The sequence below is a fragment of the Shinella zoogloeoides genome, assembly GCF_022682305.1.
Classification (GTDB): Bacteria; Pseudomonadota; Alphaproteobacteria; order Rhizobiales; family Rhizobiaceae; genus Shinella; species Shinella zoogloeoides_B.
This window is the reverse complement of sequence record NZ_CP093528.1, coordinates 1,941,595-1,957,013: the sequence shown is the minus strand read 5'-3', so window position 1 is coordinate 1,957,013 and position 15,419 is coordinate 1,941,595. Positions and strand designations below refer to the sequence as shown.

General features: G+C 66.4%; 10 protein-coding genes. 7 read left to right on the top strand and 3 right to left on the bottom strand.

Translation table 11 applies throughout. From position 1 onward, the window contains the following. The first annotated feature begins 94 nt into the window (after positions 1-94). Positions 95-1,318, top strand: a complete 1,224-nt coding sequence (locus tag MOE34_RS10000; RefSeq protein WP_242223321.1) for an MFS transporter — start codon at positions 95-97, stop codon at positions 1,316-1,318. Here the strand turns inward: MOE34_RS10000 and dgcA are convergent. After that, entirely contained in the window at positions 1,288-2,271 is a 984-nt protein-coding gene (gene dgcA / locus MOE34_RS09995) for an N-acetyl-D-Glu racemase DgcA (protein ID WP_242223319.1), read from the bottom strand. The two genes, MOE34_RS10000 and dgcA, sit on opposite strands and share 31 nt — an antisense overlap. Positions 2,272-2,381: 110 nt before the next feature. Between dgcA and MOE34_RS09990 the strand changes: the two genes are divergently transcribed. The 4 genes from MOE34_RS09990 to MOE34_RS09975 all read left to right on the top strand — a co-directional run bounded on the left by MOE34_RS09990 (position 2,382) and on the right by MOE34_RS09975 (position 6,516). After that, complete coding sequence (locus MOE34_RS09990) at positions 2,382-3,566, top strand: MlaE family lipid ABC transporter permease subunit (protein WP_431522423.1); 1,185 nt, start codon at positions 2,382-2,384, stop codon at positions 3,564-3,566. A gap of 8 nt (positions 3,567-3,574) precedes the next feature. After that, positions 3,575-4,354 carry an ABC transporter ATP-binding protein gene (locus MOE34_RS09985; RefSeq protein ID WP_242223317.1) on the top strand — a complete coding sequence of 260 codons (780 nt, stop codon included), beginning with the start codon at positions 3,575-3,577 and terminating at the stop codon, positions 4,352-4,354. Positions 4,355-4,408: 54 nt separating this feature from the next. Further along, positions 4,409-5,779, top strand: a complete 1,371-nt coding sequence (locus tag MOE34_RS09980; RefSeq protein WP_242223314.1) for an MlaD family protein — start codon at positions 4,409-4,411, stop codon at positions 5,777-5,779. 119 nt (positions 5,780-5,898) lie between these two features. Further along, positions 5,899-6,516 carry an ABC-type transport auxiliary lipoprotein family protein gene (locus MOE34_RS09975; RefSeq protein ID WP_242223311.1) on the top strand — a complete coding sequence of 206 codons (618 nt, stop codon included), beginning with the start codon at positions 5,899-5,901 and terminating at the stop codon, positions 6,514-6,516. Between the two features lie 118 nt (positions 6,517-6,634). On the opposite strand, the gene MOE34_RS09970 is transcribed toward MOE34_RS09975, so the two are convergent. Together MOE34_RS09970 and MOE34_RS09965 are read right to left on the bottom strand one after the other, a co-directional pair. After that, positions 6,635-7,612, bottom strand: coding sequence for a Tim44 domain-containing protein (locus tag MOE34_RS09970; protein WP_242223308.1), 978 nt, complete (start codon positions 7,610-7,612; stop codon positions 6,635-6,637). A 171-nt stretch (positions 7,613-7,783) separates the two neighbouring features. Further along, positions 7,784-13,612: a kinesin gene (locus MOE34_RS09965; RefSeq protein WP_242223305.1), complete on the bottom strand. Its 5,829-nt coding sequence runs from the start codon at positions 13,610-13,612 to the stop codon at positions 7,784-7,786. Between the two features lie 528 nt (positions 13,613-14,140). Here MOE34_RS09965 and MOE34_RS09960 point away from each other — a divergent pair. Further along, on the top strand, positions 14,141-14,509 hold the full coding sequence (locus MOE34_RS09960) for an Hpt domain-containing protein (RefSeq protein ID WP_242223303.1): 369 nt from the start codon (positions 14,141-14,143) through the stop codon (positions 14,507-14,509). A gap of 191 nt (positions 14,510-14,700) precedes the next feature. Further along, positions 14,701-15,021 carry a 2Fe-2S iron-sulfur cluster-binding protein gene (locus MOE34_RS09955; RefSeq protein WP_160856616.1) on the top strand — a complete coding sequence of 107 codons (321 nt, stop codon included), beginning with the start codon at positions 14,701-14,703 and terminating at the stop codon, positions 15,019-15,021. Positions 15,022-15,419: the final 398 nt, after the last annotated feature.

Genomic DNA, 15,419 nt, shown 5'->3' with positions numbered 1-15,419 from the left:
GTTCGATATTGCCGCCACCCGGCAGAAATAGCGCATTGGCGTACGTACATCGGCGTGATAGAGCGGAGGGCGTTCCAACGCAGGTTCCCCGCCAATGACAGCCCCTTCCGGGTCCATGATGACCACCGGCGCGCCGCCGTATTTCGCCGCGCGCATCGCTCTCGTCTTTTGTGCGCCGATGATGGTCAACGGCATCGCCCTGCCGTTCTTTCCGATCTGGCTCGAAACCCTGTCGATGAACGATTCCCAGATCGGCATCGTGCTGGCCCTGCCGATGTTCGTGCGCGTCTTCACCGCGCCCGTGGCGGGCACCATAGCGGACCGGCTCGGCGAGCGCTCCATCGTGCTCCTGTGGTCGGGCGTGCTGTCGCTGCTGACAGCGCTGCTCTTCTTCGGCATCAAGGGGTTCTGGCCGGTCCTCCTGCTCTACACGCTGCAATGCGCGGTCTATTCGCCCTATGTGCCGATCACCGACGCCATCGCGCTTTCGGGCGTGCGGCGCTGGAACATCGATTACAGCCGGATGCGGCTGTGGGGTTCGCTCGCCTTCATCGTGGCGACGATGATCGGCGGATGGCTGGCGGGGATCTATGGCGGGGCAATGGTGCTGCCGGCCATGGCGGCGGCCTTCTCGCTGACGGTGCTGGGCGCCTTCATTGTGCCGAAGATCGGCAGGCCGCGCCGGCCGTCGCCCATCGCGGCCATGGCCACCATGCCGGCGGCGAGTACGCTGCGGCAGCGGGACGTGCAGTTCATGCTGATCGGCGTCTCCCTGGTCAATGCGAGCCACGCCATGCTCTACGCCTTCTCCGTGATCTACTGGCGCAATGCGGGCTTCAGCGGCACGGATATCGGCATCCTCTGGAGCGCCGGGGTTCTGGCGGAAGTGATTCTCTTCGTTTTCGCGATCCGGCTGAAACGGCGCTTCGACCCCTGGTCCATGATGATCTTCGGCAGCGCGGTGGCGGTCGGCCGCTGGCTGGTCTTCCCGCTCGACATGCCCTTCGCCGGCTATTTCGCGCTGCAATGCCTGCATGCCTTCACCTTCGGCATCCTGCATGTCAGCGTGCAGAGCAAGCTGGTGGAGCGAGTTGCCGAAGAACAGGAAGCGGCGGCGCAGGGCCTCTATTTCTTCTATACCGGCATGTTCATGGCGGTCGCCACCTTCATCTCGGGCTATGCCTTCAACTGGTACGGTGTCGATGGCTTCTACCTGATGTCGGTCATCGCCGCGGCGGGGCTTGCCTGCGTTATCGCCGGCCGGCTGGTCGCGCCGCCTGCGGGCGCTCAGCCCCATAGAGCGGCGTCAGGCGGGTAGACGTCCGAACCTTCGTAGCGAAGGCCCGGCTCGCGGTCGCGGGCCAGCAGCAGCGGGCCGTCGAGATCGACGAAATCGGCGCCCTGCGCCAGAAGCACCGCCGGGGCCATGCCCAGCGATGTGCCGACCATGCAGCCGACCATGATCTTCAGGCCATGCGCCTGCGCCGCGGCGCGCAGCGCCAGCGCTTCCGTCAGGCCGCCAGCCTTGTCGAGCTTGATGTTGATCGCGTCGTAGCGGTCGGCGAGTTTCGCCACGTCCTCGGTGCGGTGCACGCTTTCGTCGGCGCAGACAGGGACGGTCCGGGCATGGTCGCGCAGCGCCGAATCGTTGCCGGCCGGAAGCGGCTGCTCGACGAGGGCGATGCGTGCCGCGGCGCAGAGCGCGAAGTGATGGGCGAGGTTTTCCGCCGTCCAGCCCTCGTTGGCGTCGAGGATGATCGCGCTTTGCGGCGCGCCGACCCGCACGGCACGGATGCGCGCGGCGTCGTCCGGCGTTCCGACCTTGACCTTCAGCAGGGGCCGCCATGCGTTGTCCGCCGCCTGACGCCGCATCGCCTCCGGCTCGCCGAGCGAAAGCGTGTAGGCGGTGACGAGTTTCTGCGGGGCGGCGGCGTTGACGACCTGTGAGGTCGGGACCCCGGAAAGCTTGGCTTCAAGATCCCAGAGCGCGCAGTCGATGGCGTTGCGCGCCGCGCCTGCCGGCATCGTCAAGGCCAGATCCTCGCGGCCGATGCCGTCCTCGATGGCGCTGCGCATTGCCTCGATGGCGGCCATCACGCCGGCAACCGATTCGCCGTAGCGGGCATAGGGCACGCATTCGCCGCGGCCGATCCGGCCCGATGCGCCGATGGTGCAGGTCACCACCTCCGCTGTCGTTTTCGCGCCCCGTGAAATGGTGAAGGTCCCGGCGATCGGGAAGCTTTCGGTGGTGGCGGTGACGGTGCGGCGCATGGGATCGATCCTGAAAGGCCCTGAAAATTTCGAGGAAAAATTCGAGGCGGGAGGCGGCATTTGGCTGTTCGTTCGGTGACAGACGGGCGGCAAGCCGGTAAGACAGGCGCATGTTGTCCCAAGCACGGGAAGATGCAAGAGACTTGACCGCCGCCAGCCCCACAGCCGAAATCACGAGCGAGAGCCTGCCCGGCGAAGGCGGGGAGATGTGGCGTCTCTCCGGCCTGTGGGTGAACACGACCGCCGTGGCCGCAAGCAAGCGCCTCGCCGCGATGAAGGGCGGGCGGGGAGGCCCCCTCGAAATCGACCTCAGCGGCGTGACGGAGATGGACACGGCGGGCGCGTGGCTGCTGCGCCGGGCGCTCACCGAGCGTCAGGCCGGCGGCGCCAGGGTGAGCGTCACCGACCGGCAGGGCGCGCGCTACGCCGACCTTATCGCCGCGCTGCCGGAGAAGCTGGCCGAGCCACGCATAGCCAGGGAGCCGCGCGGCACCCTGTTCGAGCGCATTTTCGCGCCGGTCGGCCGTGTCATGATCGATATATGGGACGACGCGGTCGCGGCCATGTTCATCCTCGGCTCGGCGGTGCGCGGCGCGCAATTGAAGCTCGGGCGCAGGAGCGGGGTCTCGCCGGCCGCCATCGTGCACCAGATCGACCATATGGGCGTGCGCGCCGTGCCGATCATCCTCCTGATGTCCTTCCTCATAGGCGCGATCATCGCCCAGCAGGGCGCGTTCCAGCTCCGCTATTTCGGTGCGGAGGTCTTCGTGGTCGACCTTGTCGGCATTCTCCAGCTTCGCGAGATCGGCGTTCTCCTGACCGCGATCATGATCGCCGGCCGCTCCGGCAGCGCGATCACGGCCGAGATCGGCTCGATGAAGATGCGCGAGGAGATCGACGCGCTGAAGGTCATGGGTCTCAGCCCCATCGGCGTGCTCGTCTTCCCGAGGCTCGTGGCGCTGACGGTGGCGCTGCCGCTGCTGACGATCATCGCCAATTTCGCGGCGCTGGCGGGGGCGGCGGTCGTCGCCTGGGCCTATTCCGGCATCACCTTCGATACGTTCCAGTCACGCCTTCGCGAGGCCATCGACCTCTCCACCATCGTCTCAGGCATGATCAAGGCGCCGTTCATGGCGCTCATCATCGGCATCGTCGCCTCGGTGGAAGGCCTGAAGGTCGGCGGCAGCGCCGAATCGCTCGGCCGGCACGTCACCGCCTCGGTGGTGAAGTCGATCTTCGTCGTCATCCTGGTCGATGGTCTCTTTGCCATCTTCTACGCCGCAATCGACTTCTAGGGGCACGCATGGATCCGGCAAAACAGGATGACGTGGTGCTCTCGGTCAAGGATCTGACGGTCGGCTTCGGCAGCAACATCGTCCTCGACAGGCTCAACCTCGATATCTATCGCGGCGAGATCCTCGGCTTCGTCGGCGCGTCCGGCACCGGCAAGTCGGTGCTGATGCGCACGGTGCTGCGTCTCCTGCCGCGCCGCGCCGGCTCCATCGGCATCTTCGGTAAGGATTTCGACAAGGCCTCGGAAGCCGAACGGCTGGCGCTCGACATGAAGCTCGGCGTGCTCTTCCAGCACGGCGCGCTGTTCTCCTCGCTCACGGTGAAGGAGAATATCCAGGTGCCGATGCGCGAATATCTCGACCTGCCGCAGGCGATGATGGACGAGCTGGCGCGCCTCAAGATCGAACTGGTGGGGCTTGCGCCCGAGGCGGCGGACAAGTTTCCCTCCGAACTTTCGGGCGGCATGATCAAGCGCGCGGCGCTGGCGCGCGCGCTGGCGCTCGATCCGGCGCTGGTTTTCCTCGACGAGCCGACCTCTGGCCTCGATCCCATCGGCGCGGCGGAATTCGACGAGCTGATCGCCAAACTGCGCGACACTCTGGGCCTCACCGTGTATATGGTGACTCACGACCTCGACAGCCTGTTTTCGGTATGCGACCGCATCGCCGTGCTCGGGCAGAAGAAGGTTCTGGTCGAAGGCACGATCGAGGACATGCTGGCCTTCGACGACTCGTGGGTGCAGTCCTATTTCCGGGGCAAGCGGGCACGGTCGATCGTGCGGAAGACGTAAGGAACAACCGGGACCCGAGGGCCCCGGCGGATAGAACTGCGGCAGGATGGACGCATGGAAACGAAAGCCAACTATGCCCTCGTCGGCTTCTTCACCGTGCTGGTCATGGCGGCGGCCTTCGTCTTCGTCTACTGGATGACGCAATACGGCCGCGGCGGCGACATGGCCCAGCTTGTGATCCGTATTCCCGGATCGGCGAACGGCCTTTCCGTCGGCTCGCCCGTGCGCTTCAACGGCATTCCCGTCGGCTCCGTGCGCAGCCTTGCCATCGATTCGAAGGATCCGCGCTTTTCCGTCGCCATGACGGAGGTCTCCACCACCGCGCCGGTCAAGCAGTCCACTACGGCCGTGCTGGAAGTTCAGGGCCTGACGGGCGCTGCCTATATCGAGCTTGGCGGCGGCAATGCCAGCGACCCGAACATCCTGCGCGAAGCCTTCGACAACGAGACCTTCGCGACGCTGCAGGCGCAGCAATCGAGCGTGACGAACATCCTTTCGACCGCCGACAAGATTCTCAAGCGCGCCGATGCTGCGATCACCGATATCCAGGGCTTCGTCGCCGATGCGCGCGGCCCGCTCACCAACACCATCCAGAACGCGGAGAAATTCTCCGGCTCGCTTGCCCGCAACGGCGAGAACATCGACGAGTTCCTGAAGAGCGTCGGCGCGCTCTCGGATACGTTCACGGCCCTTTCCGGCCGGCTGGATTCCACGCTCGCCTCCGTCGATGCGCTGATCAAGGCGGTCGATCCGAAGAAGGTCGAGGACTTCGTCGGCAATGTCGACAAGGTCAGCAGGGACATTGCCGACGCCTCGGGAGAGGTGAAGGCAACCGTCGAGGGCTTCCGCAAGACCGCCGAGACCTTCGATACGTTCGGAAAGCAGGCGACCGCGACGCTCGACAAGGTGGACGGCCTGATGGCGGCGGTCGATACCCAGAAGGTCAGCGGCGCCATCGACAACATCTCCGTCGCCACCGCCGACGCCCGCAAGGCCATCGCCTCCGTCACCGGCGTTGCCGACCGGATCGGCGCGCGGCAGGAGGATATCGACCAGATCATCACCGATGTCCGTGACATGAGCGGCAAGCTGAACGCGGCCTCGACGCGCGTCGATGGCGTGCTCGCCAAGCTCGACGGCTTCCTGGGCGAGGGCGATTCCGAATCGCTCTTCGCCGAGGCCAAGGCGACGCTGCAATCGATCCGGCAGGCGGCCGATACGCTCAATGGCCGCATCGGGCCGATTGCAGACGGGCTGCAGCGCTTCTCCGGCTCGGGCCTGCGCGATGTCGAGGCGCTGGTGCTGGATACGCGTCGGACGATCCAGAATCTCGACAGCGCCATTTCCGGCTTCGAGCGCAATCCGCAGCGCCTGCTGTTCGGCGGCGACACGGTCAAGCAATATGACGGCCGGACCCGGCGCTGACGGGCAAAGGTGTGGCCCAAGGCCCACAACCGCCGGCAGGGGCGCATCCGGGCGCGAATGCAGCCGTGACAGCGTGCCGTGCCGCTGCTACACATCGATTCCCATGGTTTGAGGATGAAATGACGGTATCGGATATGGAGTTGTTGCGGAACGGGACCGTAGCGCGCGCCGCTCTTATCGCCGTTCTGGCTGCAACGCTCGCTGCCTGCGGCAGCGCTCCGGCCAAGAACGATACGTTCAGCCTCTCGGCGGCCGCCTCGCTTGAAGGCCCGCCGGCAAAGAACCGCCAGCTCCTCGTGCCGCAGCCTTCCGCGCTGAAGTCGCTCGACAGCGACCAGATCGTCATCCGCACCTCGCCGTCCGAAATCCAGTATCTCGCCCAGTCGCAATGGGGAGACAGCCTGTCGAAGATGGTGCAGGCCAAGCTTGTCCAGGCCTTCGAGAACACCGGCCGTCTCGGCGGCGTCGGCATGCCGGGGCAGGGGCTGGCGATCGACTACCAGATCGTCACGGACATCCGCTCCTTCGAGGTGCAGACCTCTGGCGCGGACACGGCGGTGGTCGTGATCTCCGCGAAGCTGTTGAACGATCGCAACGGCACGGTGCGGGCGCAGAAGGTGTTCCGCGCGGCGGTGCCGGTCACAGGTTCCAGCAATACGGCCTTTGTGAACGGGCTGGACGCGGCCTTCGCCACGGTCACGGCCGATATCGTCGGCTGGACGCTGAAATCCATCTGATCCGTAAAGGCCCCACCTTCTACATGTAAGCTGGCGAAGAAGAATGCCGCACAGTTTCCTTCTCCCCGCTTGCGGGGAGAAGGTCGCGGCAGCGGGATGAGGGGCCAGCGCCCCCCGATCAGCCGGCTTCGACGCCCTGGATGGCCGAAACCTTCCAGTCGCTACCGTTCCTGCGCAGGAAGGTCCAGACCTCGACGGCTTCCGTGAGCGTGTCCGGATCACCGGAAACCAGCTTGCCCGTCGCGCGGTCGCGCATCACGTCGATGCTCTCGTAGCGCAGGGCGACGGTGGCGTATTCGTCCGTACCTTCGCGCCAGGTCTCGGCGACGTCACCCTGGACGAGATGGATATCGCGCACCTCGTTCCTGAGGCCCTGCGTGGCGTTGTCGCCGATCTCTTCGGCGAGATAGGACATGGCCTCGGGCGTCGTGATCTGGCGCAGCGTGCGGAAATCCTCCGCAGCATAGGCGGCCTGCAATTCTTTCAGCATGCCTTCGAATTGATCGAGGTCTGCCTGCTGGATGCCGATCTCGTCGCCCGGCTTGGGCTGGGTGGCCGGCTGGCGGCCGCCGCTACCGATGCGCGGGATCTGGAAACCGGGCGTGCTGTTGTTGTCCTGCGTATTGCGGGCGGAGGAGGGCACGCCGGCATAGGCCGGAGCGTTCCTCTGCGCGAACATGCGGCGCAGGACCATGAAGAGGCCGGCGATCAGGGCGACCTGCAGGAGGAGGCCGAGGAAGCCGATGCCGCCGCCGAGACCGTAACCGAGCAGCATGCCGACGAGGCCGCCGAGCATCAGGCCGCCGAGAAGCCGGCCGCCGAAGCCGTTGAAGAAGCCCGGCCGGGGTGCGTTAGCGGTGCTGTTGCGGCTGGCGGAGGGCTGGGCCGATTGCTGACGCGTCATCGTGCGGTCGATCGGCTGGGCGTCGGTCGGCGCGGTGCGCGTCGTGGATGGCGTCGTAAAGGTGCGGGTGCCACGGCTGCCGAAGCCGCCGCCGGCGCGGCGGGCTTCCGCCACATCCACCACCGTCATCATCACCATCAACGCCAATGCCAGCATTGCCAGCGCGCGGCCAAATCCCTGTATCAGAATCATATTCTTCTCTCTTCCCATGCGCCGCACGGCGCGTTGGAAGGGATATAGAGGCTGCGGCCCCGGATTATAAGGTTCTGGCGGTTCAAATGTGGGTGATGGGGCAAGGCGCTGCGGGCGAAAAGAAACGGCCGCCTCATGGGCGGCCGTTTCTTCTTTCCGATAGCTTTCCGCTCAGTTGAAGCGGCCGGCGGCGTGGGCCAGCATGGTGTAGACCTTGCCGGTGTCCGAGGTGAGGTAGGTCTGCGTCATCACCTTGTCGCGGTCGTTGCGGGCGACGTCGGCGAGCAGCTTCTCGAAGTCCGAGATGTAGCGGTCGACCGCAGTGCGGAATTCCGGCTCACGCTCATACTTGCGCTTGATCTCGTCGAAGGTCTGCTGGCCCTTCAGCGTGTAGAGACGGCGCGTGAAGACGTCGCGCTCGCCGCGCTGGTAGCGGCGCCACAGGTCGACCGAGGCATCGTGATCGATGGCGCGGGCGATATCGACGGACAACGAGTTCAGCGATTCGACGACGTGGCGCGGGTTGCGATTGTCGGCGGGGCGGGCAGCCTGGCCTTCGCTGCGCGGCTGGCCGAATTGCGCTTCCTCGCGCGAGACGGCGCCACGCAGGAGATCACGCATCCAGCCGCCTTCGCCGGCCGCCTTGGCATCGGCCTCGGCGGGCTGGGGCTGCGTGCGCTGCGGCACGGTGGCGGCGGCCGCACGCTCCAGGCCGAGGCTGCCGCGCAGCGGCGTCTGCTCCTCGCGGCGCGGCTCGATGCGGGGCTGCTGCTGCACAGGCTGGATCGCCTGGGCGACCTGTGCCGCGGCTGCCTGCGCGACGGGGCGGGAGACTTCCAGCGCCGACGAGGACTTGCCGATGATGTCGGAGAGGTCCTGAAGGGCCTTGATCTGCTCGCTGACGGCGCGGCGCATCTGGGCGGCGTTTTCCTTGGCTTCTTCCGGCAGGTCGAAGGCGCTGCGCTTCAGTTCGCCGCGCGTCTGGTCGAGTTCCTTGCGGATCTCGCCGGCGGCGCGGCGGATTTCCTCGGTCGCGCCGGAGAACTTGCCGATGGCTTCCTCGACGGCCTCGCGCATCGCGTCGCGCATGGCGGCGGTGGCGGTTTCGGACTTCTGGCCGGATTCGGCGAGCAGGCGATCGACATCGGAGAGCGAGGCGCCGACGCTGCCGCGCAGGCGGCTTGCGACTTCCTTCGTCCGTTCCTCGGCGCGCACGAAGGCGCCCTCGACGGACTGGCCCGCTTCCTCGCCGGCCTTGACGAGCTGGTCGCGCAGCGAGGTGGCCGCGGCTTCCGCGCGCTTTTCGGTCTCGCCGAGAATGCGGCCGACTTCGGCGAAGGACGACTGGATGCCGCCACGCAGGTTGCCGGCGATGAGGTTCGAACGCTCCTCGGCGCGGCTGAAGGCGCCTTCGACCATGCCTTCCAGCGACTGCATGGTCTTCTCGATCTCTTCCGACCGCTGGACGAGGCCGATGGAGAGCGAACGCAGCGCGTCCTGCCGCTCCTCCAGCGTCGAAACGAGGTTCGACTGGGCGGCGGCGAGGAGGTCGGAAGCCTGCGACAGGATCTTCGAGTGGTCCTCGAAGCGGCCGACGATGCCGCCGATCTGCGAGAGTGTGCCGGCGGAGATGTCGGAGAGACGGTCGACCTTGCCTTCCAGCAGGCGCGAGGTGGTCGCGACCATGTCGGAGGCGCGCTCGGCGGAGGTTGAGAAGCGCTCGGCCGTCGAGGTCAGGCGGCCGTCGATGGCGCCGAGCGTCTGGCTCGCCGCATCGACCATGCCGGCGATCGCGCCGTTGCTGTCCGAAAGGCGGGCGATCAGGCTTTCGACATTGGCCTGCAGGCCGTTCTCGATGGCCTGCATCGCGCCGGCGGCTTCTTCCGTGCGGGCGGAAATGGCGGCGAGCGTGTCGGCCGTGCGGGCGGAGATCGCGTTGATGAGCGCGGCGTTCTCGTTGCGCAGGCGTTCCGCGCTGTCGCGGGCGACGCCGGTGATGCGTTCGGCGGCTTCGCGGCCGGCGGCGGCATAGTCCTCGATGACCGGGCGGGCTTCCTCGTTGATGAGGCGCGACAGTTCCTCCGTGCGGCTTGCCAGCATGGAGTTGAGTTCGCGCGTGCGGTCGTCAAGGGCCGAGCGGATGGAGGCGCCGCGCGCTTCCAGTGCCTTCTCGGCGTCACCGAGGCCGGTACGCAGGGATTGCGCCTGGTTCGCAAGACGGCCTTCCGTCTCGGCGAAGCGGGCGACGGCGGAGGAGGTGGTCTCCTCGACGGCGCGGGTGAAGGCTTCGTTGCGGGCCGACAGGTTCTCCGCGAATTCCTCGCCGGTCTTGGCGATATTTTCGGCGGCGCGCTGGGCTTCGACACCCATTTCCTGAGCCGCGCGGGAGACCGCGCCGCGCAGCGAGGTCGAGAGACTGGCGAATTCCTCGCCGGTCTTGGCGAGCGACTGGGCCGAGCGGATCGCTTCGGCGTCCATGTCCTGGGCGGCCTGCGAGACGGCTTCGCGCAGCGTCTGGGCAAGGCCCGCGGCCTTGCCGTCGATGGTGCGGTTCACGCTGTCGAGACCGATGGTCAGCGCCCGGTCCATCGTGCCGAGGCGCTCCTCGATGCGGCCGGTCTTTTCGTCGATGGTCGCGGCGATGCGTTCGGCGGCCTCGCCGGAAAGGCGCTCGATGTCGCCGGCGCGGCTGGCAAGGGTGCCGTCGATGCGCTCGGCGGCTTCCCCGGTGACGCGGGCGATATGGCTGGTGCGGTTCGCAAGTGCGCCGTCGATACGTTCGGCCGCTTCTTCGGCAAGACGCTCGATCTGGCCGGCGCGGTTCGCGAGAGTACCGTCGATGCGCTCGGCGGCATTGCCGGTCACCCGCTCGATATCGCCGAGACGGCTGGACAGCGTTCCCTCGATGCGATCCGCGGCGGCGGCGCTGACGCGTTCGATATCCTCCAGGCGGCCGGAAAGCGCGCCTTCGATACGGTCGGCGGCATTCGCGCTGATACGCTCGATATCGCCGACGCGGCCGGCAAGCGCTGCCGCGATGCGGGCCGTGGTCTCGTCGCCGATGCGGTCGACTTCGGCGATCGGGCGGGAGAGGGCGTCGGAGACGCGCAGCGACACGTCGCTGCCCACGCGGTCGATTTCGGTCAGGCGCTCGGAGAGCGTGTCGGAAATGCGGGAGGCGGCGGTGTCGACGATGCCGGAAACATGCTCGACGCTGTGCTCGATGCGGGCTTCCAGCTTGCCGAGGTTCTCCTCCAGCTTGCTGCCCGTCGTGTCAAAGCGGCTTGCGACGCTGTCGACGGTCTGTTCCATGCGCGTGCCGAAGGCGTTTGCCGCCTCCGCGATCTGCGCGGTGGTCTCGCCAAGGCGCTCGGCGACGGCGCCGGCGCTTTCGCGCACGCGCTGGTCGAGAAGGGCGGCGCTGCCGTCGATGGTGCGGCGCAGGGCTTCCTCGTGCTGCTCCAGCGACATTTCCAGCATGCCGGCGCTGGTGGCGATCGAGGTGCCGATGGAGGTTGCCTGATCGTTCAGCGTCTCGGTGAGCTGGTTGCGGCCTTCGGCGATGGCGACGTTGATCGCGTTGATACGGTCGTCGAGCGTCGCGCGGATCTGCTCATGGGTGGAGACGAGCGAGCCGGCAAGCTCCGAGGCGCGGCCGGACAGGGCTTCGGCGATCCCGGCGGCGCGGCCGGAGAAGGCGTCGGCGAACTCGGCGGCCTGGCCATGCAGGACGCCGCCAAGCTGCTGGCTGCCTTCGGTCAGCACGCTTTCGACGCGGTTGGCGGCGAAATCGATGGCCGACTGCATGGAGCCGGCGCTGTTGGAGAGCACCGAGGCGAGGTTGGCCGTGCGGCCGGTGATGACCTCGTCGATCTGGCGGGCGGCGCCCGTCAGCGCGGTCTCGACGCGGTTCGCCGCCGAGCCGACCGATTCTTCAAGCTGGCTGCCGGTCTCGTTCAGCATGGCCGAGAGGGCGGCGGTGCGCTCGGTGAGCGCGCTGTCGAGGCGGTTGTGGCTGGCTGCGATGGTGGAGGTGATCTCGTCGGCACGGGCGCCGAGCGCTTCTTCCATGCGGGCCTGTGCCGCCTGGATATCCGTGGCGATGGCCGTGCCGCGCGAATCCAGCGCCTCGACAAGACGGCGCTCGCTGCCGGAAACGCTTTCCGCGAGAGCCTCCGCGCGCACGCCGAAACCGCTTTCGATGCGGTTCTGCACGTCGGCGAGGCCGCCGAGCAGGGCGGCGGACTTTTCGGTCAGGATCGCGCCCATGCGTTCATGCGCGCCGCCGACGGCGTTGCTGATCGCATCGGCATGGCCGGAAACGGCGTGTTCGAGCACTTCCTGGCTGGTGGCGAGCGTCGTCGCCAGCGCGAAGGACTGGTCGGTGAGCGTGTTGCCGAGGCGCTCGATGCTGGAGGTGAGGATGCCGTCGATGGAATCGTGGCCGCTGGCGACCGTCTCGTTGATACGGGCGAGGCTTTCCATCAGCTTGGAATCGAGCGAACCGGCGCGCTGGTCGAAGGCTTGCGCGAACTCTTCCACGCGCTGGTCGAAGGCGCTGGCGATCTGGCCGACGGTCGCCTGCATGCGCTCGTCGAAGAAGCCGGAGCGCAGGTCGAGGTCCATGACCGTGTCATCGGCGGCGTTCTTCAGGCTCTGGCGGAACTGCGCGCCCTTTTCGTCGAGCGCGGCGTTCATCGACTGAAGCACATGGTCGAGGCCGCCGGTCACGGCCTGCTGGCCGATGGACAGGCTCTCGCTGATCTCGCGGGTGCGGGCGATCAGCGTCTCGTTGAGCTGCTTGGCGCGCTCGTTCAGCGCCGCGTTCAGCTTCTCCGTGTTGGTGTCGAGCGAGGAGGCGCGCGTCTCGAACTGCTGCAGCAGGTCGCGGCCGCGGGAATCGAGGTTCTTGGTCAGCAGGTCGAGGCGGTGGTCGAACTCGTTGGCGAGCGCCAGACCCGAGGAGCTGAGCGTGGAGAGCAGGCTGTCGGTGCGGGCCGAGAGCATGGCGCCGATGGTCTGCGTCGCGCTGTCGGACTGTTCCATCAACAGGGCGGCGCGCGTGTCGAGCATGGAGGCGAAGGCCTCGCCCGAGGTCGCGATGCGCGCGGTGATGCTGTCGCCGGCGCTCGCCAGCTCGTCCTTGAGCTGTTCATGCGCGCCGGAAATGGAGGAGCGGATGCGCTCGGCATGACTGACGATCGCCTCGCGCTCGGAGCCGAGTTCCTGAACGAGGGTGCGCACGCGCATTTCGTTGTCGGAATAGCTGCGCTCGAGCGCGTTGACTTCCGAATGGACGAGGGTTTCGAGTTCGGTGGCGCGGGCGATGGTGCGCTCGATGCCTTCGTTCATGGCCGAGACTTCGCGGCGAACAGCCTGGCCGACCGACATGATGCGGTCGCTGGCGACCGTCTCCGGCTCGGAGAGGCGAAGGGCGACTTCGGCCATGGAGCGGGCGGCGCTGCGCAGTTCATGGGCGCGCGCGATCATCACCGCGAAGGCGAAGAAGAGCATGATCGGCATCAGGATGGCGACGAGCATGCCGATGGCGCCGGGCAGGGCGACGAGGTCGGCGACCGAGCGGATCTGCCAGATCTGCGGCGCATAGAGCAGGTTGGCGATGCCGAGGCCGCCGATGACCCACAGAACGGAGGCGAGGATCGCCATGCGGATGGGGCCGCGCGAGGAGCGCATGTCGAGCGACTTCAGGATCGCCGCCGGCGTCTTGCGCGCGCCGTCGTTGGCCGGGGTGAAGGCCGGCGCCTTGGGGGCGGGTTCCGGGTTCAGGCTGCGCGGGGTCTCGCCGGATGCCGGCTGGCCTGCGGGCTTGTCCTGCGTCTTGTTTGGAATGCGGCTTGCCGGGTCAGACACGCGGGCCTCCGAAGCATCCTTCTTGGGAGGCGTTTCCGGCACCAGATCGTCGAAGTCGATTTTCAGTGCTTCTTCAAGGGCCTGGAAGGCCTTCTCGTCGATCGACTCGGTGGACTTGTTCGTCGCCATGCGGATACGCCTCGTTACCATGTCCGGGATCGGGCTTCATGCGCGCTGCCGCTGCTCAGGCGCATTCGAACCGTCCGGTTGGTGGCCGGTCTTGCTGCATACCCTCATGGCAAGCAGCGTCCGGACCGCCGTTCATTCCAAATTCGCTCGATAGACCGAAAAGACGAAGCGGTGTACTCCGCTCACGGCTTATCCACCGGGACTATCCGGTCGTATCGTAGTGACACATTAGCCTGTATCACACAATTGATTGCCATCTCCCTTCGCCCGAAACTTAACAGGAAGTTAAAGGGAGGCGATTCTGTATCGCGATGGAAAACTTGAGAAAACGGCAATTTTTAAGCCGTTAACCATAGTTTGCGATTCATGCCCATTTTGCGCCGTCTTTTAATCGGATAGGCGCCGCCGCCACGCAGAATGAAACTCCCGTGTCCCCGGGGGCGGCGGGCGGAAAGCGTCCACGCCACGCCGGCATCTGCGTGCATCACAACGAAACAGCGTACGTAGCGTATATAAGGATATTGGCAAATGGCAGCGCTCAACATCGCATTCGAAGCGCCCGACAATGCAGGCGGCGCCTGTCCCGCAAACGGACGGCCGATCGATCTGGTACACCTTGCCCGCCAGACCATGGGCGACAAGGCGCTCGAACTGGAAGTGCTGCAGATGTTCGCGCGGCATGCCCGCGAAAGCATGAAGGAACTGGCGGCCACCGAGGGCGACGCCCGCGCCGCCGCCGCCCATCGCCTCAAAGGCTCGGCCCAGTCCGTCGGCGCGGTCGCGGTCAGCAAGGCCGCCGGTGCGCTGGAGGAAAACCCGGCGGATGCCGCAGCGCTCGCCGGTGTCACGGCGGCTGTCGTGGACGCGGAAAACTTCATCCTGAAACTCTGCCGCTGAGCGCGGACCGCCCGGCGCGGTGGGAAAAGCCGATGGCGCGTCCGGGCCAGCCCGCACCCGGCCGGGCGCGCGATGTTGACTGGCGAGGGGTTTTGTTGGAAACAACCGCCGGAAAACCGGCGGCTCGGGCCAGCCTCCGCCGGTCGATCATTCGCCCGCTTCGGGCAGCCTTACAGGATCCGGAACCCATCATGAGCAAACTTACCATCGTCGCCTTCGACGGCACCCGCCACGAACTGGATGTCGCCAATGGCTCCACGGTCATGGAAAACGCCGTGCGCAACTCCGTGCCCGGTATCGAAGCCGAATGCGGCGGCGCCTGCGCCTGTGCAACCTGTCATGTCTATGTCGACGACGCCTGGAGCGCCACCGTCGGCCCGCCGGAAGCGATGGAAGAGGACATGCTGGACTTCGCCTATGACGTCCGCCCGACCTCGCGCCTTTCCTGTCAGATCAAGATGTCGGATGCGCTCGACGGGCTCGTGGTTCACGTGCCGGAACGCCAGGCCTGACATCGCTTTCCATCGGCGTTCGATCGAACGGCTCGCATCGCAGGGTGCGGGCCGTTTGCATGTCGGGTCATTTCTTCTTCGCGCAGCAAGAAGAGTTTCGGCTTTTCGTAGAATAGGCGCGCAAAAAAGAGCCTCGCCGGTCGGTCAGGACGAGCGAGGCCAGGAGGGCGCATCGCAGACAGGCGAGGGAGGAGACACCTGCTGCTCTATTGGGACGCGCCAGGAGAACCTGTTGGAAACCGCTTCATGCCATTACGGGAAGAAAGATCGTCTTCCCGTTCACTGTTGAATTGACAGTACGATGATTTGCGGAATTGCGCTATCGCTAGAATTCATCAGTTATTTTACGCATACGACACCGTTCCGCGCCTGAGCGCCGGTCGTTCCACTCGGGACTC